The 25,587-nt window shown below is 36.5% G+C and carries 22 protein-coding genes; 9 read left to right on the top strand and 13 right to left on the bottom strand.

Annotated features, from left to right (window positions below; translation table 11 throughout):
- The first annotated feature begins 82 nt into the window (after positions 1-82).
- From ACE3RB_RS00800 to ACE3RB_RS00780, 5 genes are all read left to right on the top strand, one after another.
- Positions 83-1,144 (top strand): sensor histidine kinase, encoded by a 1,062-nt coding sequence (locus tag ACE3RB_RS00800; protein ID WP_374462436.1) that lies wholly within the window; start codon positions 83-85, stop codon positions 1,142-1,144.
- Positions 1,137-1,832 carry a LytR/AlgR family response regulator transcription factor gene (locus tag ACE3RB_RS00795; RefSeq protein WP_374462435.1) on the top strand — a complete coding sequence of 232 codons (696 nt, stop codon included), beginning with the start codon at positions 1,137-1,139 and terminating at the stop codon, positions 1,830-1,832. Before ACE3RB_RS00800 ends, ACE3RB_RS00795 begins: the two co-directional genes overlap by 8 nt.
- A gap of 359 nt (positions 1,833-2,191) precedes the next feature.
- Positions 2,192-2,752 carry a hypothetical protein gene (locus ACE3RB_RS00790; RefSeq protein ID WP_374462434.1) on the top strand — a complete coding sequence of 187 codons (561 nt, stop codon included), beginning with the start codon at positions 2,192-2,194 and terminating at the stop codon, positions 2,750-2,752.
- 80 nt (positions 2,753-2,832) lie between these two features.
- Positions 2,833-3,537, top strand: coding sequence for an ATP-binding cassette domain-containing protein (locus ACE3RB_RS00785; protein ID WP_312287998.1), 705 nt, complete (start codon positions 2,833-2,835; stop codon positions 3,535-3,537).
- Positions 3,538-3,619: 82 nt separating this feature from the next.
- Positions 3,620-4,057, top strand: coding sequence for a hypothetical protein (locus ACE3RB_RS00780; protein WP_374462432.1), 438 nt, complete (start codon positions 3,620-3,622; stop codon positions 4,055-4,057).
- A gap of 107 nt (positions 4,058-4,164) precedes the next feature.
- Here the strand turns inward: ACE3RB_RS00780 and ACE3RB_RS00775 are convergent, their stop codons facing one another.
- The gene (locus tag ACE3RB_RS00775; RefSeq protein ID WP_374462431.1) at positions 4,165-4,965 is read right to left on the bottom strand and encodes a patatin-like phospholipase family protein; all 801 of its coding nucleotides are present in this window, start codon (positions 4,963-4,965) and stop codon (positions 4,165-4,167) included.
- 180 nt (positions 4,966-5,145) lie between these two features.
- On the opposite strand from ACE3RB_RS00775, the gene ACE3RB_RS00770 reads away from it, so the two are divergent.
- Together ACE3RB_RS00770 and ACE3RB_RS00765 are read left to right on the top strand one after the other, a co-directional pair.
- Positions 5,146-5,721: a Crp/Fnr family transcriptional regulator gene (locus ACE3RB_RS00770; RefSeq protein WP_374462430.1), complete on the top strand. Its 576-nt coding sequence runs from the start codon at positions 5,146-5,148 to the stop codon at positions 5,719-5,721.
- 70 nt (positions 5,722-5,791) lie between these two features.
- The gene (locus ACE3RB_RS00765; protein ID WP_374462429.1) at positions 5,792-6,619 is read left to right on the top strand and encodes a hypothetical protein; all 828 of its coding nucleotides are present in this window, start codon (positions 5,792-5,794) and stop codon (positions 6,617-6,619) included.
- A gap of 83 nt (positions 6,620-6,702) precedes the next feature.
- Here the strand turns inward: ACE3RB_RS00765 and lpdA are convergent, their stop codons facing one another.
- Both lpdA and ACE3RB_RS00755 read right to left on the bottom strand, forming a co-directional pair.
- On the bottom strand, positions 6,703-8,091 hold the full coding sequence (gene lpdA / locus ACE3RB_RS00760) for a dihydrolipoyl dehydrogenase (protein WP_374462428.1): 1,389 nt from the start codon (positions 8,089-8,091) through the stop codon (positions 6,703-6,705).
- A 228-nt stretch (positions 8,092-8,319) separates the two neighbouring features.
- On the bottom strand, positions 8,320-8,583 hold the full coding sequence (locus ACE3RB_RS00755; protein ID WP_374462427.1) for a hypothetical protein: 264 nt from the start codon (positions 8,581-8,583) through the stop codon (positions 8,320-8,322).
- A gap of 201 nt (positions 8,584-8,784) precedes the next feature.
- Between ACE3RB_RS00755 and ACE3RB_RS00750 the strand changes: the two genes are divergently transcribed.
- Entirely contained in the window at positions 8,785-9,168 is a 384-nt protein-coding gene (locus ACE3RB_RS00750; protein ID WP_374462426.1) for a hypothetical protein, read from the top strand.
- 498 nt (positions 9,169-9,666) lie between these two features.
- The gene (locus ACE3RB_RS00745; RefSeq protein ID WP_374462425.1) at positions 9,667-10,182 is read left to right on the top strand and encodes a hypothetical protein; all 516 of its coding nucleotides are present in this window, start codon (positions 9,667-9,669) and stop codon (positions 10,180-10,182) included.
- 53 nt (positions 10,183-10,235) lie between these two features.
- On the opposite strand, the gene ACE3RB_RS00740 is transcribed toward ACE3RB_RS00745, so the two are convergent.
- The 10 genes from ACE3RB_RS00740 to ACE3RB_RS00695 form a co-directional block, all read right to left on the bottom strand.
- Positions 10,236-12,848: a glycoside hydrolase family 3 N-terminal domain-containing protein gene (locus tag ACE3RB_RS00740; protein ID WP_374462424.1), complete on the bottom strand. Its 2,613-nt coding sequence runs from the start codon at positions 12,846-12,848 to the stop codon at positions 10,236-10,238.
- On the bottom strand, positions 12,848-14,293 hold the full coding sequence (locus ACE3RB_RS00735) for an alpha-L-fucosidase (RefSeq protein WP_374462423.1): 1,446 nt from the start codon (positions 14,291-14,293) through the stop codon (positions 12,848-12,850). Before ACE3RB_RS00735 ends, ACE3RB_RS00740 begins: the two co-directional genes overlap by 1 nt.
- 50 nt (positions 14,294-14,343) lie before the next feature.
- On the bottom strand, positions 14,344-15,243 hold the full coding sequence (locus tag ACE3RB_RS00730) for a TIGR01777 family oxidoreductase (RefSeq protein WP_374462422.1): 900 nt from the start codon (positions 15,241-15,243) through the stop codon (positions 14,344-14,346).
- 199 nt (positions 15,244-15,442) lie between these two features.
- Positions 15,443-16,147 carry a YqjF family protein gene (locus ACE3RB_RS00725; protein WP_374462421.1) on the bottom strand — a complete coding sequence of 235 codons (705 nt, stop codon included), beginning with the start codon at positions 16,145-16,147 and terminating at the stop codon, positions 15,443-15,445.
- A 17-nt stretch (positions 16,148-16,164) separates the two neighbouring features.
- Positions 16,165-16,641, bottom strand: coding sequence for a cell division protein (locus tag ACE3RB_RS00720; RefSeq protein WP_374462420.1), 477 nt, complete (start codon positions 16,639-16,641; stop codon positions 16,165-16,167).
- A gap of 155 nt (positions 16,642-16,796) precedes the next feature.
- A complete protein-coding gene (locus ACE3RB_RS00715) occupies positions 16,797-17,207 on the bottom strand; it encodes a hypothetical protein (RefSeq protein ID WP_374462419.1) in 411 nt (136 codons plus the stop codon).
- 429 nt (positions 17,208-17,636) lie between these two features.
- The gene (locus tag ACE3RB_RS00710) at positions 17,637-18,140 is read right to left on the bottom strand and encodes a GbsR/MarR family transcriptional regulator (RefSeq protein ID WP_374462418.1); all 504 of its coding nucleotides are present in this window, start codon (positions 18,138-18,140) and stop codon (positions 17,637-17,639) included.
- A gap of 125 nt (positions 18,141-18,265) precedes the next feature.
- Positions 18,266-19,684, bottom strand: coding sequence for a hypothetical protein (locus tag ACE3RB_RS00705; protein ID WP_374462416.1), 1,419 nt, complete (start codon positions 19,682-19,684; stop codon positions 18,266-18,268).
- A 91-nt stretch (positions 19,685-19,775) separates the two neighbouring features.
- Positions 19,776-22,784, bottom strand: coding sequence for a TonB-dependent receptor plug domain-containing protein (locus ACE3RB_RS00700; RefSeq protein ID WP_374462415.1), 3,009 nt, complete (start codon positions 22,782-22,784; stop codon positions 19,776-19,778).
- On the bottom strand, positions 22,781-25,552 hold the full coding sequence (locus ACE3RB_RS00695; protein ID WP_374462414.1) for a hypothetical protein: 2,772 nt from the start codon (positions 25,550-25,552) through the stop codon (positions 22,781-22,783). Before ACE3RB_RS00695 ends, ACE3RB_RS00700 begins: the two co-directional genes overlap by 4 nt.
- Positions 25,553-25,587: the final 35 nt, after the last annotated feature.

Here is a 25,587-nt window from a genome sequence, read left to right as displayed (position 1 = left end):
AACGGTGTCATCCGCCACCTTTTCTGAAGTCTTTAACAACGTTTTTTCCAATCTGTCCCAAGATTTTATATTTTTGAAGGTCATGAAAATCACGTTTGAAGCTCATATCAGGCATACCTTATACTTCCAGTTGTTATTCTGGACTGCTCTATTTTTATTTGGAACCGCAAAAAGCTACGGAGAATATGATGGCGGGGCTTTTAAAGTCCTGGTGATCTATAATTTTTGCCATTGGATGTTTCAGATTATCGGAGCCAATTTTATTTATTTTGTCCTGATCCGTCATTTTTTTGACCGGAAAAAGTATATTGAATTTTTGATGTATCTTCTTCTGAGTCTCTATATAATTTCCGTCATCAACAGGTTATTTCTTGTTTATATTGCAGAACCTTTATTCACCCATGAAGTAAAGGACAGTGTTTCAAGTATTTTCACAGATATCTCCTATCTTTTGTTTCATTATACCTTCCCGATTATAAGCGGCGCTTTTATTTTTATTTCGATCATGTTTATCATGCGGTATAAAGATGAAAAAGAGCAAACAATCAAACTTCAGAAAGAAAAAATGGAACTGGAACTGCAATCGCTCAAATCCCAGCTTAACCCACATTTTCTCTTTAATACCCTGAACAATATTTATTCTCTGTCCGTCAGTCACTCTGATAAAACGTCCCAATCCATAAGCCAGCTTTCAGATATCCTGGATTATATTTTATACAAAGGACAGAAAAAATGGGTACAGGTTTCTGACGAACTGGCTATTATTGATGAGTATATTGCGCTGGAAAGCCTGCGGTATCATAATGAAAGATTGAAAATACGAAAGCATATTACCGTAAACACCGCGAATACTATTCCCCCGCTTCTGTATCTTACTTTGGTAGAAAATGCATTTAAACATGGAGCCGGAAAAAATTCAGATCCTACCGAGATTCATATTAAAGCAGAAACGAATAACCAACACTCAGTTTTCACCATTGAAAATACATTTACAGCTTATCAGGAAGAAAATAAAAAAGGAATCGGGCTGCAAAATATAAAAAGGCAGCTGCAATATCATTATCAGGAACATTTTACCTTCCGGATTTCACAGGAAAACAATATTTTTAGAGTTGAAATAACAACGCCTCCGCATTATGATTAACTGTATTATTGTAGATGACGAGCCTTTAGCGGCTTCCTTACTGGAAAACCACATCACAAAAATTGATGATCTGAAGCTTACAGGAAAAGCAGAAAATGCCATGCAGGCTTACAAGATACTGCAAAATCAACCTGTTGACCTGATGTTTCTGGACATTCAGATGCCTCACCTGAACGGAATCGAGTTTTTAAAGTCACTGCCCCAAAGGCCTAAAACTATTTTCACTACAGCCTATCGGGATTTTGCCATTGAAGGATTTGAACTTGAAGCAGTAGATTATCTCCTGAAGCCGATTACTTTCGAACGTTTTTTCAAAGCGGCAGAACGCATATTGAGAAATACAGCCGGCAGTAAAGAAGATTTTATCCTTATCAAAACAGGTGGAATACATCGTAAAATTTCTCTTTCAGAAATTGTATTTTTTGAGAGCCAGGGAAATGATATCAAGGTTGTATTAAACACTCAGGAAAGTTTCATCTCAAAAACTAAAATAACAGATCTGGAGAAAACTTTATCCGGTAAAGGTTTTGTAAGGATTCACAGATCTTTTATGATCAATGCGGCTTTTGTTACTGCGTTTAACAATAATGAAGTGAAGGCAGGCCACCATCAGATACCTGTCGGAAGGAGCTATAAGCAAGACTTTGATACTTTTATAGCAGCAGTTTCCAAAAATAAGCTTTTATAAAGGATTGAATTCACTTTTGGTTTTATTTTAATTCACTAAACCACATTTTTAACATTTATTTTAAATGAGTTTTTATCAAATGCCTGTACAAATATTTTTCAACCTGTTTTTCAGCACATTACCTTGTGTCAGTAATGATCAATCTGCCACAATGTGAAAACACATTCTTTTATAGAAGAAGACTCAAATTAATGATTCACAGTCATTTGAATAAACAATGCAATCCATAGCACCGACAGATAATCTCTGACAGATATTAAAAAAAAATGTTACTTTTGCTTTAACGAATAAAATTGCTTTTCAGCTTTTTTATGAGTAAGTTTATGTGCACCAATTTATAAAACATTAAAATTCATTCCATGAGAAAAATAATTCTACTTCTTACATGTATGTTCGGTATTTCAGTTTTCTCACAGATCAAAGTGTTGAAAAATGAAAGTTTGGTGGAAATTGGTAAAGATAATTCCGTTGGTCTATATAAAAAGGAAGATAAATTTACAGTCAATTACCAGGATCTGAATACCAGTAACCTGAATACAATCCGATCTTTTTCATTCCAGAACCTGGATAATGATGTTGCCGGATTATACAAGCTTATTATGGATGGCTTTGCCTCCACTCCGGATGAAAATGTAGTATTGGAGCTGCCTAATGATATCATTGAACTTCATTATGAAAAGAATTACGGGCAGCAAACCATGCAGTTTATCCAGGTGATCAACAAAAACCGTAAATACATTGGAAAATCACAGTTTTTGACCCAGAAACAGGTGGATAAAATCTTCGGAAGAACGAACGGAAAATACACTATGTATGATAATCCAGCCAGTATAAATCCTGCTGCAGCCAAAGGCACTACAAATACAGCCTCTACAGCAGCTCCCGGATCCGGCGGTGCCAAGAAAAAATCAAGAAAATAATTATATTTTATAAATATTGCGAAACTCATTCCACCGGATGAGTTTTTTTATTTTATTTTTGCAGAAAGACATTAAAAATTATGCCGCTTCAGATAATCAATTTAACCAAAAAATTTGGTGAACAGACTGCTCTTGACAACATCAACATTTCTATTGATAAAAATGAAATTATCGGTCTTCTTGGTCCGAATGGTGCCGGAAAATCTACCCTGATGAAATCTATTGTCGGTGCGCTGAAAATTGACCAGGGTGAAATCATTTTCAATGGTCTGAACATCTCTGAAAATGAGATTGAAAGCAAAAAGAAAATAGGCTTTCTTCCTGAAAACAACCCGCTTTATCTGGAAATGTATGTAAAAGAATATCTTCAGTTTGTGGCCAACATTCACAAAATCCCTGAATCCAGAGTAAATGAGGTTATTGAACTGGTAGGAATTACCCCGGAAAAATCGAAGAAGATCGGACAACTGTCTAAAGGATACAAACAGCGTGTAGGGCTTGCCCAGGCTATTATTCACCAGCCGGACTTACTGATTCTGGATGAACCTACCAATGGTCTGGATCCTAATCAGATCATTGAAATCCGCAATGTGGTAAAAGAAATCGGGCAGCAAAAGACTGTTTTACTATCTACCCACATTATGCAGGAAGTAGAGGCACTTTGCTCCAGAGTGATTCTTATTCACAAAGGAAATATCCTTCAGGATTGCCCTATTGATGAGTTCAAAGGTAAATTTGAAAGCCTGGAAGAAGCGTTTGCAAGCTATACAGCAGTTCTGAAATAAAGTTCCGGACTGAGTTCCGGACCGATTTCATAATGGCGTCATATTTGATAGAATCTGAAATGTTAACCAATAACCATTTAATATGATAAAGCATATTTTATTAGGAACTTTCTGCTTAGCTCAGTTTTCTTTCGTTAATGCCAAAGAGGTTCCCAATCCGAAAACAGCTGGTTTTATAACTTTTTCTGCCTTTCAGCAGGTTCCGAAGACTGTTATTATCAAAACCAAAAAGTTCAAAATCAGAATCGACAAGCAGCCGAACGACAAGTACCTTTACCAATCATGGAATGCCAATGCCAAGATTACAGCAAAACCAAGTATGATCATCAGTGACGGAGAACTGATTCCAGATGGTACGGGAGGAAATTATTACATCAACTTCAGCAATGAAGGACACAGTTACCAGGTCTGGAGAAATTACCTTACGGATTCTCCGAAAAAAGCCCCTTACACATTGGTTGTAAATGATGCTAACGACCGTGAAATTGTACGTCAGGACGGATATGTGGTTAAAAATTAGGAGACATAAAGGCTGGAAGCTTGAGGATAGAAGCTGGAAGTTATTATAGCCTGTTTACTCAAATTCACCTTTGATAAAATAAAAATCCTGTATTGATACAGGATTTTTTATGTTCCGGATTGTTTTAATTCTGTAAAAAAGTTGCTTTCTTCATAACTTTCTTTTGCAGCTTTGTAACCGATGTTAAAAATCTCTTCAAGCCTGTCTTTTCTACGTTCAAAAGTTCCGTAAGCCGCTAATTTCTGAGAAGAAATAAACCAGTCACAATAATCAAACTTTATTTTTTCTATTCTATAGGAAAGAAGGTCATAGGAACGGGAAACGATAGCCTTAATGGAGTTCAGATCTTTAATCTTTGCTTCATTGGGTGGGGATACAAATACGCCAATCAGCTTATCACAATCGTCCCTGATGATATCTGCAGGAAAATTGTTCAGGACACCTCCGTCACAGTACATTTCATCACCAATAATGTAAGGTGTGGTTATACCCGGGATGGAACAGGAAGCAATAATAGCATCAACAATTTCAAAATCCTGATCAAAAATTTTCAGGGTTCCGGCAACGAGTTCTGTTGCTACAATTTTCACTTCTATATCCAGATCTCCCAATTTCATATCATGGAAAATAGGTTTCAGGTAATTTCTGAAGATCACTGAAGAAACCAGTCCCGGCTGGTTGAATGTAAAGTGTTTCCAGTTGAAAAAATAGACGGAATTGAAAAATTCCAGGATTTCCTCCGGACTTTTACCTATTGCATGAAGGCATCCCACAATAGAGCCTGCACTGCAGCAGGAAAGGATATCAACTTCAATTCCTTTTTCCTGTAAGAATTTTAATACACCTGCATGAGCGATTCCTTTGGTACCGCCGCCTGATAAAACAAGTCCTACTCTTTCAAAATTCATAGAATAAATGTAAGAAAACGACCTGAAATAATCAGGTTAATTTTTATAAATATGCTGATTTTAAAATTATTTTAATATTTGTCATGGATTAATTGTTCATATTTGCTGTAAAGTTCTGATATATAAAAAAACAATAACCATGTAAGAATACCATTTATAATCAAATCTATAACAGCATCTATGGATGAAATTTATTTATACTTACAAAATCATTTTGGCATCACCTATGAAGATTGGGAAATAATAGCTTCTAAAATGTTTATTCAGGAGTTTAAAAAAAAGGAAATTATTCTACACCCCGGTGACCAGGAAGATCATCTTTCGCTCTTATCAAAAGGAGTATTAAGGTTCTTTATCCCAACGGAGGAAAATAAAGAAACAGATATTACGTATGATTTTATGTTTGAAAAAAAGTTTGTGTGTGCTGACGAGTCCTTTATTACCAGAACACCTTCTGTATATGGGATTGAAACATTGACAAATGTATTGCTTTATCGGTTTACTTATCAGGATCTTCAGGACATTTACAAAAAAACAGAAAATGCAGAACGCATTGGAAGAATTGCCCATCAGAATATGTTTCTGGAACGGTCTCAAAGACTCTACTCCTTTCTAAGATATTCTGCAAAAGACAGATATCAGAATTTATTTAAAGAAAATCCTATTTTAATCAAACAGATTCCCCAAAAATATATAGCTTCTTATCTGGGAATTACCCCTCAGGCTTTAAGTAGAATCAAAAGGCAGATTTATTAACATTTGTTCATTGCTTAATTAATAATGCTCTTTTAATTTTGCTGCGCTTAATCAAACTAACAAAAAACACATGACATTATTGAAAATGGAACATTTCGTTGCTTCCTTTATTTTTGTGAATACTTTTATTTTTGGCCAGGTAGGGATAAATACTGCAAATCCTCTTGGCACCTTCCATGTAGACGGAGGAAAAAATAACCCGACATCCATACTTCCATCATCAGCTCAATTATCAGATGATTTTATTGTTTCAGAAACAGGAAATGTAGGTTTTGGGATACTTTCACCTGCTGTAAAAGTGGATATTTCTACTTCAGGAACTTCTGCGTCACCGATCCCTGGAATTAAAATAAATGATGGACTGCAGGCTAAAAATAAAGTACTCACATCAGATGAAAATGGTGTAGGCACATGGAAAAAACAAAGTTTAGAGCTTGTAGTAGGAACTATGGGAAACGGATATAATCTTCCTTTTTCTTATGATTACAATTATCATCAAACAGGTTCTAATATTGTTCTTCCTCCAGGAAAATGGCTTGTTACTGTTAATTTATTATCCTTAAATAATAACAATTCTGTATTAGATTCTGATGATTATGTATGGTTCAGGTCTACATTTTCAGATTCTCAGTTTTTTACTGATAAAAGCCCGGATATTCAGGGAAGTGCTGATAAAGTAAGTGGTATGCTACAAGGGCCTGTTCCTTCAGGGGCACTGAAATATAATATTGCCAATGGGCAGCTTCTTATCAACAATAATTCAGGGACGAGCAAAACCTACTGGCTTATAGTAGGAAATTCAGAAGTGATAGGAACTCCATCATCTTCTGTTTATTTAGACCGTCTTGGAGGATCAAATTGGGGAGAAAACATGATCTCAGCAGTTCCAATACAGTAAATAAATATCTCTTACAGATTCTTGAAAACGAAAAAGCCCGAATTTCTCCGGGCTTTTTTTATATAGATTTCTATCTTTTCAGATTAAATGTGGATCACTTCACCGTAAGCAGCAGCAGCAGCTTCCATAATTGCTTCAGAAACTGTTGGGTGCGGGTGGATAGATTTGATAATCTCGTGCCCTGTAGTTTCTAATTTTCTTGCTACAACAGCTTCAGCAACCATATCTGTTACTCCATCTCCGATCATGTGGCATCCTAACCACTCACCGTATTTAGCGTCGAAAATCACTTTGACAAATCCGTCTGTATTTCCGTTAGCAGTAGCTTTACCGCTTGCAGAAAGAGGGAATTTACCTACTTTGATTTCGTATCCTTTTTCTTTAGCCTGCTTTTCAGTAAGACCTACAGAAGCTACTTCAGGGTGGCAGTATGTACATCCAGGAATATTGCCATAGTCAATTTTTTCTACATGCAGTCCTTTGATTTTCTCAACGCAAGTGATACCTTCCGCAGAAGCAACGTGAGCTAGCGCTTGAGTCGGGATAAGGTCTCCGATCGCATAGTAACCAGGTACTGATGTTTCATACCATTCGTTTACCAATACTCTTCCTTTATCTGTCTGGATACCTACTTCTTCCAATCCGATATTCTCGATGTTCGCAGCAATACCTACAGCAGATAACAGGATATCAGCTTCAAGAGTGATATTTCCGTTAGCTGTTTTTACGTTAGCTTTTACTCCTTCACCAGTTGTATCAACACTTTCTACTGAAGCGTTTGTCATGATTTCAATACCTGATTTTTTCAGAGATTTCTCTAAGTGCTTAGAGATTTCTTCATCTTCTACAGGTACAATGTTTGGCATAAATTCAACAATAGTAACTTTAGTTCCCATTGTATTATAGAAGTCAGCAAATTCTACCCCGATAGCTCCTGAACCTACAACAATCATAGATTTTGGCTGCTCAGGAAGAGATAATGCCTGTCTGTATCCGATTACTTTTTTACCATCCTGCGGTAAGTTTGGCAATTCTCTTGAACGGGCTCCTGTAGCGATGATAATGTGGTTGGCTGAATACTCAGTTACTTTACCTTCTTTATCTGTAACAGAAACTTTTTTACCTTTCTGTACTTTTGCAGTACCAAGAATTACGTCAATCTTATTCTTTTTCATTAAGAATTCGATCCCTTTGCTCATTTTGCTGGCAACACCACGGCTTCTCTGAATCACGTTAGGGAATTCAAAGCTTGCCTCCACTTTATTCAAACCATAATCTTCAGCATGGTTGATATAATGAAAAACCTGAGCAGATTTCAATAAAGCTTTAGTTGGAATACATCCCCAGTTAAGGCAGATTCCTCCTAAATTTTCTTTCTCGATAATTGCGGTTTTGAAACCTAATTGCGCTGCTCTGATCGCAGTAACATATCCACCAGGACCACTTCCAATGACAATAATATCGTAATTCATTACTTTAAAAATTTTTATGCGAATTTAAGGAAAAATATTGGATGTTTCATGTTTCTGCAGCCTGATCTTAAAATGCATCAATAAAGCTGTTTTCATTTGATTTTAAACAAAGAAAGAGAACACATACCGCATTCTCTTTCAATAAATTTTATCTTACATTAAAAACTTCTCAAAGTTCAAAATATAAAAAACGTCTTTTCCTATTTGAATAACTGCAAAATTTTTATGTTATTTCGCCAGTCTAAGTAATCGTTTCTCAGCCGCATATCTTTCATTTAAAGCTTTCAGCTGATCTCGCTTCATCCGTTTGGTAGCCAGCGGATGGTTCAGGATCAGTTTTTTCTCTGTGTTGTATTTTTTGGTAAGTTCCTGCATTTTAATATTTACCAGCTCACTTTTTGAAGGATGTGGAGGAACTGGCGGATGTTTTTGCGCTGAAACATTCATAGATAAACCTAGTAACAATACTGTTGAAATTAATAACTTTTTCATAATGTTCATATTTTTGAATGATTTCAATTAATTCAAAGTGTTAATTAAATTCATTCCGGTTCATCAGAAATCTTGCATATATCATACCAATATTTTTTAAAAGAAATCAAAAATCTGTATCAAACGGATGATTCATTTTGAAATTAAATACGCTGATAACCGTCTATTTTTCATACATTTATTTATCTTAATTAAGCACTTATGAAAACTGTGAAAAAAAGCAATATGGCCAAAAATACGATATGGCTGAAGGAACCGGAGGAGCATGATTTCCCGGCGGCACAGGATTATCTGGAACTTCTATTCAAGCCGGATGATGCACAAAAGATGGTTGAAAAATTAAAAACAGCTCCTACCATTATCAAAAAATCGAAAGATATTTTAAGAGCCAGTAAGCTTTCTCTTCTTCCTGAAACCAATATCCATGTGAAAGAAAATCTAAAAAAAGTAGAAAAAAATAAAAAACTTTCGCCAATATTACTAGTCAGAGGACAAAATGAACTGATCATTGCAGATGGTTATCACCGCCTGTGCTGCAGCTATTATCTTACGGAAGATCTGGAGGTACCATGCAGGCTGATTTAATGAATTTCTACAAGTAACTCCTATCACCAGGAAGGGATTTAACGAAAAATATGTAATTTATTCTGTCTCTGTTGATTTTTTAGCTATTTTTTTTTATATTTTTGTTATGAACCAAATATCTAAGACATGAAAAAATACATCTCGATCCTTTTATTTGCAGCGCTTCCCTTAACTGCATAAGTAGGTATTAATACCATCACTCCCAACAGTACACTGCCCGTCAATGGCTCATTAAGGGCCGGCTATACCCAGACCACTGCCACAACCTATTCTATTCTGGCTACTGATCATTACATTACTTATAACGGAACCGCTGATGCCACTTTTACACTTCCCGTCATCGGAACTGGTACAACAAGTTTTACAGGGAGAATTTATAAGATTAAAAACATTTCGCCTAATAATATTACGCTTCAGGCATCAAGCGGTAATACATTAAGGATTGACAACACTCCTGTTGCTTCTTTTGTAATCCCTACCGGAGCTTATGCTGAAGTGGTGAACAACAGCAATACTTCAGGGGGAACATGGGATTTATCTTTTACGGTTCTTCCCAAGCCAAGCAATGTGGAAATTTACGGTACACAGCTCTTTATTCCTCCTCATGCACTCGGAACAGCAGCTATTGCAGACTGGACCAATCATACGAATACAAGCTATGATTCAGGTGCTGCAACAGACAGATGGTGGATCGTGAGTAAAACATCTGTGGACAGAGCCCAAACTGCTGTCTACTCCAATGCCAGCAGAATGACCCTTGTGTATGAATACCAGGGTACCCCTTTCAATGTTACCAATATGTATCCTATTCTTACTGCAGGAAATAACTCAAGTTTCCCGGATGTATTTACAGCATCTTTTGTAAGTCTGGCCAATAATGGTACAGGTGGTAAAACCAGGCTTACCGTATCTGTTGCCCGTGTAGACTTTATTGGTACGAATGGGGCCACTACCAATAACAGTAACTGGGCAGGAACATTCTTACTGAACGTGTTACTGGCCAGAAAATACTAGACTAATTCAGGAATATATACAGAAAGAGCAGGAATTCCTGCTCTTTTTTATTGTTATAAAATTTCAATATTTTGTTTTAAAGGAAGGTTCTTAGATGAATTTCCCACCATAATTCTGTAGGTGCCTTTTTCTACTATCCATTCCATCTTTTCATTCAGAAACTGCAGCTGCTTCACAGGAACTTCAATGGTGACGGATTTTGATTCTCCCGGCTGCAATTCTATTTTCTGAAATCCCTTAAGCTCAATAACCGGCCTAGAAACACTTGCCAACAGGTCTTTGACGTAGAGCTGAACAACTTCACTTCCGGCTTTTGTTCCCGTGTTTCTCACATTTACTTTAGCAATTATTGTTTCATTTTCCGAATAACGGGTCTTATCCAACTGCAAATCAGAGATTTCAAAAGTGGTATAGCTTAGCCCGAACCCAAAAGGATATAACGGTTCACCGCTCAGATCGTAATAATCATTTCCTCTTCCCGTTGGGTGATGATTGTAGGACAAAGGCAGCTGCCCCTCTTCCACCGGGAAAGTAACCGGCAATTTTCCGGATGGATTCTCAGCTCCGAAGAGTGTTTTTGCAACAGCATTTCCACCTTCTTCCCCCGGATACCAGATATCCAGGATGGCACCTACTTTGTCTTTCCATGCTGTTGTTTTTATGGCTGATCCTCCTACCAGAAGTACTGTGGTTGGCTTATTTAATTTTGAAACTTCATGAATGAATGCTTCCTGGTTTCCGGGTAGCCCCAGAGATGAACGGTCCTGAAATTCCCCTTCATGAATTCCGGCTGTAACAATAATATAATCTGCTTTCTGGGCAAGATGTAACGCTTCTTTAAATTCTTTCTGATAATCATGCTGCCCATAATTCCAGATCAGCTCAAGACTGGCTTCACCACGGTTTTCATGGAACTCAATTGTAATATCGTATTTTTTCCCTTTTACAAAATCTACCCCGACCGTTTTTGTGGAATAGCTCAGTTTTTCCCACTGATCAATAACCAGTTTTCCATCCAGATATAGTCTGAAACCGTCATTTCCACGCAATCCGAGCCGGTATTTCCCGGAATCCGGAGCCTCCAGTTTTCCGGTCCAGCGGATGCTGTAATGATCGGGTTGAAGTTTTTCAGGATCGGGAGAATATAAGGTCCATTTGAAGCTGAACTGTTCGTCCTGTTTTTCAAAAGCAGGCTCACCTTTTAAATCTGTGTTGGAAAAATATATTCCTTTTAATCCTTTTTTGTTTTCAGATGATAAATATTGATCAGGAACTGTAGTAAAATCTTTTACATAATTTTTAAGACCATCCAGAATACTTACTTTTTTATTTCCCGGCCCTGAATATCCGCCTAATCTTGCTTCCACAGCATCAGTTCCCACTACCAGAATCTTTTTTATATTTTCAGGAACAGGAAGTGTCTGGTTATTGTTCTGAAGCAATACAAAAGACTCTGCAGCTGTTTTTTCTGCTAAGGGTTTGTGGTTAAGTCTTTTTAATTCTTCAATATCTTTAGGTGAAACATAAGGGTTTTCAAACAAACCGAGCTCAAACTTGGCTCTCAGCACTCTTGAAACGGCATCGTCTATTCTTTCTTTTGAGATCCTTCCATCCAGAAACGGAGGAATAAAAAGCTTATAATGTTTATATTCTGTCTGAAAGATCACGTCAAGTCCGGCATTAATTGCCTGTGCAGAGGCATCATCATAATCTTTAGCTGTAAAATGCAGGACGTTTGCTCCTCCCACGGCACTTGCATCACTGATTACAAAGCCTTTGAAATTCCAGTCTTTTTTCAGTTTTTCTGTCAGAAGCCAGTGATTGGCTGTTGAAGGTCTTCCGTCAAGCAAATTATAGGAAGTCATGACAGAACGGCTTTTCCCTTTTGTAAAAGCATTATGAAAAGGGATCAAATGGGTCTCCTCCAGGTATCTTTTGCTCCAATGGACAGGATATGAATCTCTTCCTCCTTCCCCTACATTGGCCAAAAAGTGTTTGGGAGTGGTAATAATTCCCATATTTTCAAAAGCGCTGACGAAGTTTACTCCCATCACCGATGTTAAAAAAGGGTCTTCACCATAGGTTTCCTCTGTCCTGCCCCATCGTACATCGTTAGCAAGGTTCACTACCGGTGTCAGAATCTGGCGGATTCCTCTTAATTTTGATTCCTTTGCAATAGCTGCTGAAACTTTACTCATCAGTTCCGGGTTAAAAGTGGCGGCCAGACCAATTGCCTGTGGAAAAGCTGTGGCACCTTCCCTTACCAATCCATGTAATGCTTCATCAAAAGGAATAACTGGGATGCCCAGTCTTGATTCTTCCACGAAGTATTTCTGAATCGCATTGATTTTCTTTGCCAGTCTCTCTGCGTCTTCATTGGCATTGTATTTCAGCAGCTGACCGGCTGCCCCGCCTCCCTGGTTTCCGGCACTCACCTGTAATCCAAAAATCCCGTGAGCATATTGTTCTTTAGGAACATTATCCAAATCCCCGGGAATCATGAAACACTGCCAGAACTTTTCTTCAGGTGTCATTCTCTTCAGCAAATCCTGCACCCTGGCTTCAATGGGTTGTCTGGAATCTTTATATAAAGGTTTCTGAGCGGAAACAATAACAACATTCAGCAATAAAGCAATTCCCGTAAGTTTAAAGCTAAGGACTTTCATTATTGTGCAATTTGAATTACGGTTGCATATTTCAGATTCTTCCTTTCTTCAGGTAATTTGATTTCAATGGTGTTTGTTCCTGCTTTTTTCCACTGAATTTTTGATGAAATACCCAGGACTTTCAAGGATTTGGGCTTAAAGTTTTCCGGAATGGTAAAAGTAAGTACAGCCGGAGCCTGGTATTCTGATTTTTCATCAAGATGAAAGACATTCACCGTATGATGGTCTTTGCTTTGGGTATAATAATAATTTCCTTCGTGATAAGGTGCAATGCTTCTGGTTGCAAAAACAGCTGATCCATTCTTATCCATCCAGCCGGATATCTGCTGTAATCTTTCATAGACAATAGCATCATAATCTCCGTTAGGCCCGGGAGCAATGTTCATCAGGTAGTTTCCTCCTCTTGAAATGATCTTCACCAGGGTTTCAATAATCTTCTGAGAGGTTTTATAGTTATCATTGGGAACGTAGGAAAAGGAATCTCCCATAGTGATACAGCTTTCCCATGGAATGGAAAGTGCGTGTTCCGGAACCGCCTGCTCGGGAGTCACATAGTTTTCCCATTTGCCGGGAACGGTACGGTCAACAATGATAATTCCAGGCTGATTTTTTCTCGCCATGGTTCCTATTTTGTCCATATCAATATCCTGCTCTACTTTGATGGTACGCTGCCATTCTACTTTCGGATCTATGGTGTTGAAAGGGCGCACCCAGCCTCCATCAAGCCAAAGAATATCAATTTTCCCGTAATTGGAGGTAATTTCATTTAACTGATTGAAAGTAAATTTTTTAAAGCTTTCCCATCTTTCCGGATATTTCTTCGGATCATAATTGACATTCCTGTCTTTTGGCGGAAAATAAGACCACCAGTAATCATCAGAATGCCAGTCAGGTTTTGAGAAATAGGCCCCTATTTTAAATCCTTCTTTGCGGAATGTGTTGAAAATTTCTTTCGTCACATCCGATTTTGGATTTTTTGAAAACGGGGTTTTAGGAGAAGTAATTTTATAATCCGACTGACGGGTATCAAACATTGCAAAACCGTCGTGATGCTTGGTAGTAAAAACTACGTACTTCATTCCAGCTTTTTTTACAGCATCAGCCCATTTTTGAGGGTTAAACTGAACAGGATTGAAAGTCGTCTGAAGATTTTCATAATTTTTTACATATTCGTAGTAAGATTTCCCGTGTTCGAGTTTTCTCTGAGTCCATGATTCATCTTCCGGGCATAAGCTCCAGCTTTCAACAATTCCCCACTGGCTGTAGGTTCCCCAATGCATAAACAACCCGAATTTCATATCCTGCCATTGGTCCAGGTTCTGGGCAACCAACGGATCTGTGGGTTTCTGATATCCTTCGGATACATTATGGGCTTGTGAAAATACGATTGAACTTATTAAAAAGGATGAAAGAAAAAAGGGTTTTATTTTGGGGATCACCAGCATATGGAATAGTTTTCCGCTAATTTAATTATCCTTTGGGACACCCGCAAACATTAGGATTCCAGAAGATTAATAATAGCTTCGTCAAATCCTGGATAGGAAAACTGAAATCCGCTTTGTATGAGTCTTTCCGGGTAAACGTTTCTGCTTTTTAACAGCAGTTCGGTTTCTGTTTTCAGGAATATGGACGCAATTTCCAGCTGCCAGACGGGAGCGTTGAGTCCAAAAGGTGCTTTCAGTTCTTTTCTCAGTTTTTTCATCATGATTTCATTCGATAATGGAGCCGGAGCAGTGATATTGACAGCTCCTGAAATATTTTCATGTTGAATAATCCAGTCTACGGCTTTACAGAAATCTTCAATATGAATCCAGCTTACCATTTGGTTTCCCCTGCCTTGTTTTCCCCCTAATCCGAGCTTTGTAATCATTTTCAATTTAGGAAAAGCTCCCCCGTTATTTCCAAGAACAATAGAAGTTCGCAAAGCCACTTTTCGTATTTCGTTATTTTGAACAGCAAAGAATTCTTTTTCCCAGCTTTTGCAGATATTCATTGAAAAATCGTCTCCGATAACTCCGTCTTCTTCCGTGTTCAGATGCTTTTCGGAATGAACATAAATGGTTGCAGAACTTGCATTCAACCATATTTTTGGCTTTTCAGAGCATTGATCCACTGCTTTCTGTAATATTCTTGTACTGTCAATTCTCGAGGAGTAGATTTCTTTTTTATTTTTCTCATGATACCGGCAATCCACAGATTTTCCTGTAAGATTGATCAGAACCTCTGCTTTTTCAAGACTGTTTTTCCATTCTCCTATGGTTTGGGCATCCCAATAGATTTCATTGTTACGTTTTGGATTACGGGTCAGAATATATACCTGATATCCTTTTTCTGTAAAGTATTTTTCTAGGTTTTCACCGAGAAATCCGGTACCGCCGGCTATGATTATTTTCATTGTTTTTAAAGTTTAAAGTTTAGGATTCAATGTTTAAGGTTTTAACCACAGATTTCACAGATGTGTATATTTAAATGTTTTTTACACTTATAAAAATCGAAGATTTTAAAAACTTTTGTGACTTTTGTGGTTAGTTTTTCCCACAGATGACGCAGATTTTCACAGATTATTGAGGATTGTTTTTTTGCCCCAAAGATTTTTAGCTGACATATTTTTTGGTCTTAACTTGAACTTCTGAGCCTTCTGCTAGCATGACAGAAATAGGATTCTGGTGATTCAGGCATTCAAAATCATTTCCGTAATTTTTTTGAAAATCAATGTCCAACTGGTGATCTTTTATAGCATAGTAGTCCCATTTCGGATGGTATACTTCATATTCGGAAGTGGTATTTCCCTTTTTCGTAAAGCCAAAATAATTTTCCGTGATAAATTCAAATTCTGAGTTTTCTTCCATAGGTTTCGGTGTATTTTCTGCTATAATCTGAATGGAATGCCAGTTTTTATCTTTCCATGAATACCGGATCAGCAGCTCATCTTCTTTTTGATGAATCAGGTTTTTCATCGGCATGGTATGATAATTTTCTTTGTAAATAGTATTAGCTACAAAGCTTAATGCCGGTCTGGGAACAATTTCTTTAATAAATACCAAGCCCCTTTTCCAGGTTCTTTTTTCTTTTTTCTTTACATAAAATCTTAAATTTACCTCTTCAAAATTCCGATGAAAAGGAATTGGCAGCTCCAAAAGCTTAGTATTTAAAAACATAAATCCTACAAGACTTACATAGCATTTGCCTTTATAAAAATCTAACTCTGTTCCTTTTGGAAGGTATGGGAGCAAAATTTCAGGACTGATCTCATAATTGATGATGGCCAGTTTTCGCCATTCTGCTTTTAAAAAGTTCATAAGTGTAATTTTTAGGATTAAAAAACTGCAATTCCGTCATGGATAGAAGATTCTGCAATAGTTTTGATCATTTCATTTCTTTGAATCAGAAATTTCTTGAGATAGCCTCTGAGAAAAATGATATTGAATAATTTCCCAATGATACCTAATGGAGATTCAAATTCAAAAATATCTGTCATCAGCGTTTTTCCGTTTACAGATTTAAAAATATGCCGGTACCGCATAGATTTGAAAGCACCTTTCTGCATGACATCAATGAACTGAAACGGTTTTTCCATGCTGACAATTTTTGTAGTGAGATTTTGATAAACGCCCAGATGTTTTGCCCTCCAGGTAACGGTTTCATTTTCTTCAATCAATCCTGAGGTACGGCCTGCAATTGCTTTTTCATGGGATTTTGAGGTTGACTGCTGATGCAGGTCTATATTTCTTGCCAGATCAAAGACATAATGAATATCTGCGTTGATTACGGTGTTTAAATAAATTATTGACATTTCAAATGGTTTTACAATTGTTAGATTTACTATCCTTTATAATGATCCTTTTCTTGTGAAATAAATAACCAGGAACAGATGAATGATTAGATTTTTCATATTATTATTAATTTTATACTTTCAGTAATTTTTGAAATAATGTGTCAAATAAAAAACTAATTATCTTTAAAAGCTGTAGTTTTATCAATTGCTAATTTTTCTTTATTCAAAGCATGTTTACGTCCTTTTAGAAATAATAACAGATTCAGGAGCATCATTATGCCTAAATAAATTGAAAATCCTCCGATTTTTTTACTCAGAGCTACAACAAGCCTTTCCACGGTTTCAATTTGAAAGAACTCTATGATGCATAAAGCAAAACCAATGTTTAAAAGATAAAAACCTATTTTAAAGAGTGAATTGGTAGCCATTGCGATATCCGTTTTCTGATGAAAAATATCAATCATGAATGTTTTCGAATTCTTAAATAAAAACTGGGATACCAAAACCGTAAGCGTAATTACGATTGGTAAATAGATCATGTACGCTGAAAAATTATACGTTTCGGTTAAAACTGTAGTTGCCATAATGATATTATTTTAATGTTAATTTATTTCTTAAAAAGTAAAGCACGAAAATGTTCATATAATGCAATACACAGAGGATTAAAACGATACTTCCAACTCTCATTGCGGTAATACTTATCATTTCTTCCAAACTGTTTATTTTGTTCCAGATTGTAAGATTAATGGCGATATAACCTAAATTCAATAAGTAATAACAGCCGAGAAGTATCCTGTTAATCGTGAGGCAAAGACCTTCATCATGAAGCAGATATTTCAGATAGACCTTCCCTTCATGGTAACATCTTCTTCCTACATCAATCGTTATATATGAGCAGATGCTTAGGAATAGTATATATGAATCAATATTGAACATCTTATAAATTTTATATTTTCAGTAATTTTTGAAAATTAAATTGAAATAAAAAAGGATTTTCATCCTCTTTCCATTTTCTATTTCAACAGATTGGTAATCTTTCCTACCAGCCAGTGATCATCACTCTTGATGGCCAGATCCATAATATTGTTGATTTTCCCGGTTACCGAACTGAAGTCATTCATCAGCTTGATGAATTCCTGAGCTTCTTCCGAATCTTTATCCTCAATATTCTTTAATTCTTCAAGAAAAGAGATTACAGGTTCTATTTCCCTTTTTCTGCGCTCTTTGACAATCTGTTTGAACAGGTACCAGACATCTTTTTCTGCAACGAAATATTCTTTTCTGTCTCCTTTTATCAGTTCCTTTTTCACAATTCCCCAATCAATCAGGCCGCGAAGGTTCATATTGGCATTTCCTCTTGAAATTTCCAGCTGTTCCATCACCTCATCAGTAGAAAGTGGTCTGTTGCTCGCCAAAAGCAATGCGTGCACCTGTGCCATCGTACGGTTGATTCCCCAATTGGTAGCAAAGGTTCCCCAGGTTTGGATGTATTTTTCTTTGGCTTCTGAAAGCTGCATTTTGTCTGTTTTTTAAATTCCTGTAACAAATGTAATTATATTTTTTGAATTTTCAATAATTTTTGAAAATTAATTTTAAAATAAAACAGACATTCCTGAAGATGCCTGTTTTAGCTTATTACAAATTAAGGTTCAATACTTGCTGTAATTCCCTGGTTCCAGTATTTGGCTTCCGGTATATAATACAGATATACATTGCTTGATTTTCCTGTATATGTTCCTGCAAATTCTACTTTGAGATCAAGATTGATGGTTTTTGTTTCTTCTGCTTTGAAATGTTCCCAGTACAGCACCAGATAATTATCAAAGATTTCATAATAGGAAATCTGTTTTTTATCAATCAGGTCTTTCAGCAAAGCATTTTGTAATGTCAGTCCTGCGGGAATACCGATCTTCGCTATAGTCATTGGCAGCTGGCCATTGATTTTATTTTTAACGGTGACAGTCAGTCTGTTGGTCTCTCCTACTTTTGAGATTCCTGATTTTAGTTTTGTCTCCATAATAAGAGGAATATCTTTGCTTTCCGGAGCCTGAAGGGTATGATACTGATATTCGAGTTTATAAGGAAGCCCTTTTTGCGTTGGATAATGAACACCGATTGTATTTTCTCCGGATTTAAATGCTGAAGAAAGGCTCATCATCGTTGAAGCTTGTGCCTGATTAATCTTTATTACCGGCTTTTCTGTTCCGTATAATTTTTCATTTTCAGACAAAAAATCTGACAGTGCCTGCACGGCTAATGTCGTTGCCTGAGTAGAGCCGAACCCGTAATATCCATTGAAATTAATAAGCTGATCTGCTGCCTCTGCAATTTTCAACTGATTAAGGTTTTCATCTTTCTGAAGTGCCATGATGTATAAGGAAAGTGTTTCCGCTTCAGCAGACCTTCCCCACCATGAGCCTGTAAAGGTGATGTCGCATTTTACATTCTTTGTTTCATACTGCTGGTCCAGAATTTTCATCAGACCATCATATTCTTTCTGTTTTCCGAGATGAGCAGCTGCATTGGCCAGCAAAGCCAGCTGATAGGAATCTTTTGTAGCCAGGGCTTTTTTCATCATCACTTTAAAAGAGTCTTCAATCTCGTTTTTAAAACCCAGTCTGGCTAAAGCATATACAACATACATATTTCTGGCCCAGAAATACTCAGAATACTCCTTTTTTAGTTCATACCCTTTTCTCACCTCAAATAATCCGTTTCCAGTTTTTTTAGATAAAATAAATGAGGACAGCCCCTGAATAAGCTTAGCATCCGTATTGACATATTTCTTTAAATCTGTAAACTCCAATAAGGCAAATGCTGAAACTGCCACATCTGATTCTTCACTGCTGAAATATCCGAAGCCACCGTCTTTATTTTTATAGCTCAGCATTTTCTGGAAACCTTTTTTCATATTTTTAACCACCAGATTTTCCGTAGATGTGTCGATCTTTCTACCCGACTTTAAATAATCCAGGATAAAAATATTAGGATATACCGTTGAGGAAAGCTGCTCAAAACATCCGTAAGGTTCTTTCTTCAGTTGTTCCAGATTGTCAAACATCTGTAAAGCAGCATTTTCAAATACATAATATGAGGAAAACAGACTTCCGTTGATATATTCCGGAATATTGATTTTTATATCTTCTGTTTTATTATTGATAATGGAAAATTGATGTGGGAATCCTTTTTTCTTCTACTTTAAACGGTAGGATCATCGTCTCCCTGAAATCTCCGGATCTTATGCTGAACTGGATATTGGAATCCACAATTTCATCAGTCTGTATTTTAACAAATAATCTACCTGACTCCAATGGCTTTAAGGTAATCAAGCTGTCAGAATGCATCAGTTTGACATGATTGGGAACAATAACGTCCATGGTCATTTTTCTGGTTTCTGAAGAATTATTTTTAAGAACAACAGGAATTATCATCTGATCGGTTCTTGTCAGATACTGAGGAATTTTGGCATCTATTGAAATAAGGCTCTGCGCCGCATAGGTTGTTTCATCCCTTCCGGCAAGTCCTGATGCAGCAATACCTTCTGTCATAATTCTAAACGTGGAACTGGCATCTGAGTTATAAAATTCCACTTTTGCCTTTCCGTTTTTATCGGTTTCCACTACCGGGTTCCAGTAAAGTACTTCCCTGTAATCATAACGGTACGAGGTATTGGTAGTTTTGTATTCAGGATAGGCAAACGCCCTCGATGGAGCGTATGAGATAAGTTTTCCGTACGGGACAGCCTGTATGGCAAAATAAGATTCCGGAGTGATATCAAAACTGATCTTTGAGCTGCTGTTTTTACCGGAGTTTACAATGATGACTCCATTTGCAGCCCTGCTTCCATAAATAGCAGTGGCAGCAGCATCTTTGAGAACGGTTATACTGTTGATATCATTCGGGTTGATGGTGGTATTGAAATTTTCTACAGGGACGCCATCTACGATGAATAAAGGATTTTTATTGGCAATAGAGGCTGTCCCCCTGATATTGATCTGTTCACCCGCTCCCTGCTGTGTAGAAGGTGTTATAACGATTCCTGCAACTTTTCCATTCAATAAAGAAGTTACGTTGGGATTCTGAATTTCCATAGAAGAGGCTATAGTTGTGGAAGCAACCGCTGCTTTCTCTTTGTTCATATTGTAGCCTACTACAACAACCTCTTCAATTCTTTTATTCTGAATGGTATCAGATCTTGAACGTCCCGGTTTATTCAATGTTTGGGTATTATTTTTATTTTCAGTCTTTATTTCCTCTTTTTTTTCAGCTTCCTTTACAATTTCTTCCACATCTATATGAGACATTTTTTGTTTTACTAAAGGATTAATGTCCAGATTATAAGACAAAATCCTGATTTTAACCTGATGCTTAGGCTGAAAAGATTTAGCAATGATTTTATATGAATCATCTGCATTTAAATCTGAAAAATAGAACTTTCCGTTTTCTGCAACAGTCTGTTTGAGAATTTTTCTGTTGTCGGTATTCAAAAGAAAAACATCAGCTTTCACAGGGTTTTTATTTTGATCTTCCACTACTCCATAGATTGTATTTTTCTTCTCAGGAAGGTATTTGTATTTATTGGTTTTCAGAACTTCCGGGATGAGTTCAAAATAACGGTAGCCGTTTGTCAGCATCACAAGATCTAAACTTTTATCCGCTTTTTCTTCTTTTTTATCGAAATAAAACTGTGGTTTTTCAATTTTTCCTTTCAGCTCAGAATCCATCAGAAGCCAGGAAACAATATGATTCTGTTTGTCATCAGCATAAGTCCATAGCTTATCATCTACTACGCTTACTCCAAGATTAGCCGGAACAGGTTTATTATTGTCATCCGTGGTTTCAATCTCCAGGATTACTTTTTCTCTTGGCAGATAATGCTGTTTTACAGGCTTAACCTTTATATTCAGCTGATTTTCTTTATTGGTAAAAACAATACGTTCTGCAAGAGGAATATTATTTTCCTGAACGGTAAATCTGCAGATTCCTGCCGGAAAGTCTTTCTCAGGAATTTCCAGTGGGTTGTTTCCATTTTTCAACGGAATAACTTTGGAATACACTTCTTTTCCACGGAAACTTCCTTTCAGGGTAATCGTTTTTTCCTGTGTTGAAATGAGAGAAAAGATCAGTTTTTTGTTTTCATTTTTAATATTTAAAATCAATCCTTCATCCTTTGCCAACGGAAAATTAAAAGTCTGGGCAATATTTTCAGGCTTTACTACTTTTGCGTAATAATTTTCTCCCTTTTCAGGAGTAAAACGAAAACTTCCCATTCCGAAATTATAGGCTGAGATTTCCTTTATTTTTTCATGATTCTGATTGTAAATAACCAGTACGGCATCTACAGGTTTTTCAAATTCATCAAGGATTTTAAAAGCGATATTCTGTTCTATTCCATTGATAAAAGTACCGCCTTCAGGCATAAATTTCACATCCAGATTGTTCAAAACAATTGGAATATTCCTGGAAATGGATTCTGTAAATCCATCAAAACTGACTTTAATATTCAAAAGAGCATCAGAAGATTTCAATGTCTCCGGAAGTTTAAATGTCAAAAGTTTTTTCCCTTCTTTATCAGTAATAAATTTTCCCCCGGAAACAGTTTCCCCGTTGTGCATTACCGTATAATCTGCTTCATAAAAAGGAATTGGAAGGTTACTCAGACTTCTCATTGAAAAATCGGCGGTTACCTCGTCTCCAGGTCCATATCCTTTTTTAGGAAAATCCAGTTTCATCAGAATTCTGGGAGATACAATTTTCTGAAGGGTAATTTCTTTCTCAAAGGCATTTTTCCCTTCTTCATTCTGCATCCAGTTGGTAAAAGTCCTGATCTTGTAGATTCCGCCTTTCATATCTTCAGAAAAATAGAAATAGCCCTGTGCATAGCCATTGGTAATTTCATATTTTAATTTTTGCACAACACTTCCTGCCGGATCAATGATTTCAAAATTAACCACTCTGTTTTCCTCCACCGGAAGGTTACTGGTTCCTTTTACCACGTATATTTTAAAATACATTTCGTCACCAGGCTTATAAAAAACATGGTTGGTCTGAATGTACGTTTTTTCTTTTTCAAAATCCTGGAATGACTGCTGCGCCTTCAGAGAAAAGGTCGATAATAACAGCCCCAACATGATATAGGTAAATATAAACTTGAGATTCATGAGTTAAAATTTAAATGAAACAATACATCCGAAGGTTTTAAAGGAAGGTTGAAAAAATCCAGTCCTCTCCCGTTATCCATATCATAAAAATTCTGATTGGGATCTGATCCTTTACTGGCCTGCCAAAGCATTATATTATTTACGTAAAAGGTCAGTTTAAGATTCTGCTTCCCGTAGTTAACAGGGAAAGTGGATGAGAGCGAAATATTGCTGATTCTTATATAATCTGCCTTTTGAACATAATTTTCCCCTACCCCCAGATAACCATACCTTGACCATCTGTTTTCCTGAACATTCCGGTTCGGGTCATAAAAATCTACAGGAATCTGATTAACACTTCCATTGGAATGCACCCCCTGGAATACATAATTCTTACTATTTCTTTCTTCTCCCGATTCGTAAGAACGTCCGTAATAATCGAGAACAGCCTGCGTTCCATTCCAGAGCTGCCCTCCTTTTTTCCATTCCCAATTGATATCCAGAGACAGGTTTTTATAAGCAAGACTATGATTGAACTTCATCACAAAATCCGGTGTAGGATCTGCTATAATTTTCATTCCATCTGCTTTTTTTGGGTATCCGAACTCATCAATGATCAGTTGTCCGGCTGCATTTCTTTCAAAGTAACTTCCCATGACAACTCCCAAAGCCTGTCCTTCCACCAGTGTTTTGTAAATGTCTTTGAAACCGGAAACGGCCATATTCTGATATCCGGGAGCGATGCGATCTACAATGTCCTTATATTTGAAAAATGAAACTTTATTGGTTGTATACGCGTCATATCCAAGTCGCAATCTATCATAGGCAAAATTGAATTCGTATCCGCTGTAGGTATGGTCTGCAATATTTTTCAATCTCAACTGATTGTTTTCGAAAACAGGAAATATATCGCCTGTGCTTTTTCTGTTGAAATATTCGCCGTCAAAACTTATATAATATCCGAGATTCAGCCTGGCTCCAGCTTTCCATTCTTTGGTGTTGATATTGGATAAACCTTTGAAGCTTTCTACTTCCTGCACAGGAAAGTATTGATTATAATTTTCTGCATTCAGCAATGTAGTGGCATAAGAGGCATATGACCTTGTCATTTCCGGTTCTGAGCTCAACTGTGTGTAACTTCCCAATAATTTGAAATTGTGATTATTCCAATCGAAGATGTCATTAAACTTCAGATAGAAGTTAGCCTTTGGAAGCCAATAATTATTTTTAAAGGAAGTATTGGATATATAAAATGAATTTCCAAGATTAAAGCCTGCTTCAAAATCATAATCACGGATTTCCATATTATAATTAAAAATATGATCCTGTGAAGTTCTCTGGTAGAAGTACTTGCGATTGATCAGGCTGTTATAAACATCAGATTTTTTATCATTTAAGATAAAATTCAGGCTGAAGGTATTTTTAAAATCATAGTTACCCAAAGTATAAGAACCCAGGATATTGGAATGATATGAACTGTTGTTTTGAATCCTTTCATTTTGTATTCCGTTGCTGAACCCATAAGCAGAAGGTTTATACTGATCAAGATTCCGGATGTTGTTACTTTCATAGGACTGGCTGACATTCAGTTTAAAGTTATTCCAGTTTTTTGCTGCATTGAGACTAAACTGCCTTTCACGGTTCTGATAATGGTACTTACTGTCCTGTTGAAAAAGGAAAGACGGGTTGTCTGCATATTTGCTGTAACTTCTTTGTGAGCCATTATTCAGAAAAGTATCTTGTTCATTGGAAAAAGAAACAGGAGTCAGCAATGAATTCTGGTATACCCTGTTGAATAGTCCTATTCTATTGGTGTTGGTTGCTTTATCTTCTTCATAATTAAATGCAAGATTGATGTAATATCCCCCCAGTTCTGTATTCAGCTTTGCTTTGAAAGTGTTGGCAATATCAAACTGATCTATAAAATACATCTGGTTTTTCTGCTGACCAAGATTCAGTGAAAGCCTGATCTTTTCGTTGTATCCCTCTTTTATAAAAGCATTTACATTCAGCTGATTGTTGTATCCTACCGTTGTTTTAAAAAGGTTGTTATCATATCTTTTTGCATGCTGCCGCCCATCAATCCATGGGATCAGTTTTCCGTTCTGATCGTATTCATAAGGTAGCCCATTAAATCCCAGCGTTGAAATATCCGGTCCAAAACTGAACATTTCATTGGTTTCAGGGCCTTTCCAAACAAGGTTTCCATTTTCTGATCTTCCCTGCACATATCTGGTTTGAGTTGCCGGAACAGCATTCCTGTTTTTTATATCAAAAGAGGTCGTAAAGCTTCCATTCAACAGTAATGTTCTCTGGTTAAGCTTTTTCAGAATGTAAATGCTGTCATTTTTTTGCTCTAATTTTCTTATCCGGTCAAAATAAGAATGTGAGCTTTTACTTAAATGATTCTTATTTTTTTCAATACTGAAATCATCTTTAGTTTCCTTTGAAATGAGACTGTCATAGTCTTTACTGTAAACATTTTCTACTCTTTTCTTTTCTGTCTGATTTTCTAAAATAGCTTTCAATTCCCTGAGTTCATAGGTAGAAATAACATGAGTATTCTTACCCTGATTCCAGACAAGCGTATCATAAGGTTTGGCTGCAATAATGGCCAGTCCTTTTTCATCAGTCAGTTCATAAATACCACTGTTTTTATTATAAACCTTTAAAAAATTCTGCTCTTTATTTTTAGCTGTCAAAAATTTTCCAAAGTAATAGAGTTGTGAATTTTGTGCCTGTAATAGAGTAACTGTAAACGGCAATAACAGCAAATAATTCTTTTTCATCAGTTATTAGTATGCTTAAAAATATGAAAAAAGAA

The sequence above is a fragment of the Chryseobacterium sp. genome, from assembly GCF_041914225.1.
GTDB lineage: Bacteria > Bacteroidota > Bacteroidia > Flavobacteriales > Weeksellaceae > Chryseobacterium.
Note: the sequence above shows the minus strand (reverse complement) of the source record. Positions and strands in the feature narration are given on the sequence as shown.

Excerpts from the sequence above, each read along its gene's own strand:
- ACE3RB_RS00800 (WP_374462436.1), top strand. The coding sequence starts at position 83 with ATGAAAATCACGTTTGAAGCTCATATCAGGCATACCTTATACTTCCAG.
- ACE3RB_RS00695 (WP_374462414.1), bottom strand. The coding sequence starts at position 25,552 with ATGAAAAAGAATTATTTGCTGTTATTGCCGTTTACAGTTACTCTATTA.
- ACE3RB_RS00740 (WP_374462424.1), bottom strand. The coding sequence starts at position 12,848 with ATGAAAGTCCTTAGCTTTAAACTTACGGGAATTGCTTTATTGCTGAAT.
- ACE3RB_RS00720 (WP_374462420.1), bottom strand. The coding sequence starts at position 16,641 with ATGTCAATAATTTATTTAAACACCGTAATCAACGCAGATATTCATTAT.
- ACE3RB_RS00755 (WP_374462427.1), bottom strand. The coding sequence starts at position 8,583 with ATGAAAAAGTTATTAATTTCAACAGTATTGTTACTAGGTTTATCTATG.
- ACE3RB_RS00765 (WP_374462429.1), top strand. The coding sequence starts at position 5,792 with ATGACATTATTGAAAATGGAACATTTCGTTGCTTCCTTTATTTTTGTG.
- ACE3RB_RS00730 (WP_374462422.1), bottom strand. The coding sequence starts at position 15,243 with ATGAAAATAATCATAGCCGGCGGTACCGGATTTCTCGGTGAAAACCTA.
- ACE3RB_RS00700 (WP_374462415.1), bottom strand. The coding sequence starts at position 22,784 with ATGAATCTCAAGTTTATATTTACCTATATCATGTTGGGGCTGTTATTA.
- ACE3RB_RS00795 (WP_374462435.1), top strand. The coding sequence starts at position 1,137 with ATGATTAACTGTATTATTGTAGATGACGAGCCTTTAGCGGCTTCCTTA.
- lpdA (WP_374462428.1), bottom strand. The coding sequence starts at position 8,091 with ATGAATTACGATATTATTGTCATTGGAAGTGGTCCTGGTGGATATGTT.
- ACE3RB_RS00705 (WP_374462416.1), bottom strand. The coding sequence starts at position 19,684 with ATGTTTGACAATCTGGAACAACTGAAGAAAGAACCTTACGGATGTTTT.
- ACE3RB_RS00710 (WP_374462418.1), bottom strand. The coding sequence starts at position 18,140 with ATGCAGCTTTCAGAAGCCAAAGAAAAATACATCCAAACCTGGGGAACC.
- ACE3RB_RS00790 (WP_374462434.1), top strand. The coding sequence starts at position 2,192 with ATGAGAAAAATAATTCTACTTCTTACATGTATGTTCGGTATTTCAGTT.
- ACE3RB_RS00715 (WP_374462419.1), bottom strand. The coding sequence starts at position 17,207 with ATGGCAACTACAGTTTTAACCGAAACGTATAATTTTTCAGCGTACATG.
- ACE3RB_RS00775 (WP_374462431.1), bottom strand. The coding sequence starts at position 4,965 with ATGAATTTTGAAAGAGTAGGACTTGTTTTATCAGGCGGCGGTACCAAA.
- ACE3RB_RS00735 (WP_374462423.1), bottom strand. The coding sequence starts at position 14,293 with ATGCTGGTGATCCCCAAAATAAAACCCTTTTTTCTTTCATCCTTTTTA.
- ACE3RB_RS00785 (WP_312287998.1), top strand. The coding sequence starts at position 2,833 with ATGCCGCTTCAGATAATCAATTTAACCAAAAAATTTGGTGAACAGACT.
- ACE3RB_RS00770 (WP_374462430.1), top strand. The coding sequence starts at position 5,146 with ATGGATGAAATTTATTTATACTTACAAAATCATTTTGGCATCACCTAT.
- ACE3RB_RS00725 (WP_374462421.1), bottom strand. The coding sequence starts at position 16,147 with ATGAACTTTTTAAAAGCAGAATGGCGAAAACTGGCCATCATCAATTAT.
- ACE3RB_RS00780 (WP_374462432.1), top strand. The coding sequence starts at position 3,620 with ATGATAAAGCATATTTTATTAGGAACTTTCTGCTTAGCTCAGTTTTCT.
- ACE3RB_RS00750 (WP_374462426.1), top strand. The coding sequence starts at position 8,785 with ATGAAAACTGTGAAAAAAAGCAATATGGCCAAAAATACGATATGGCTG.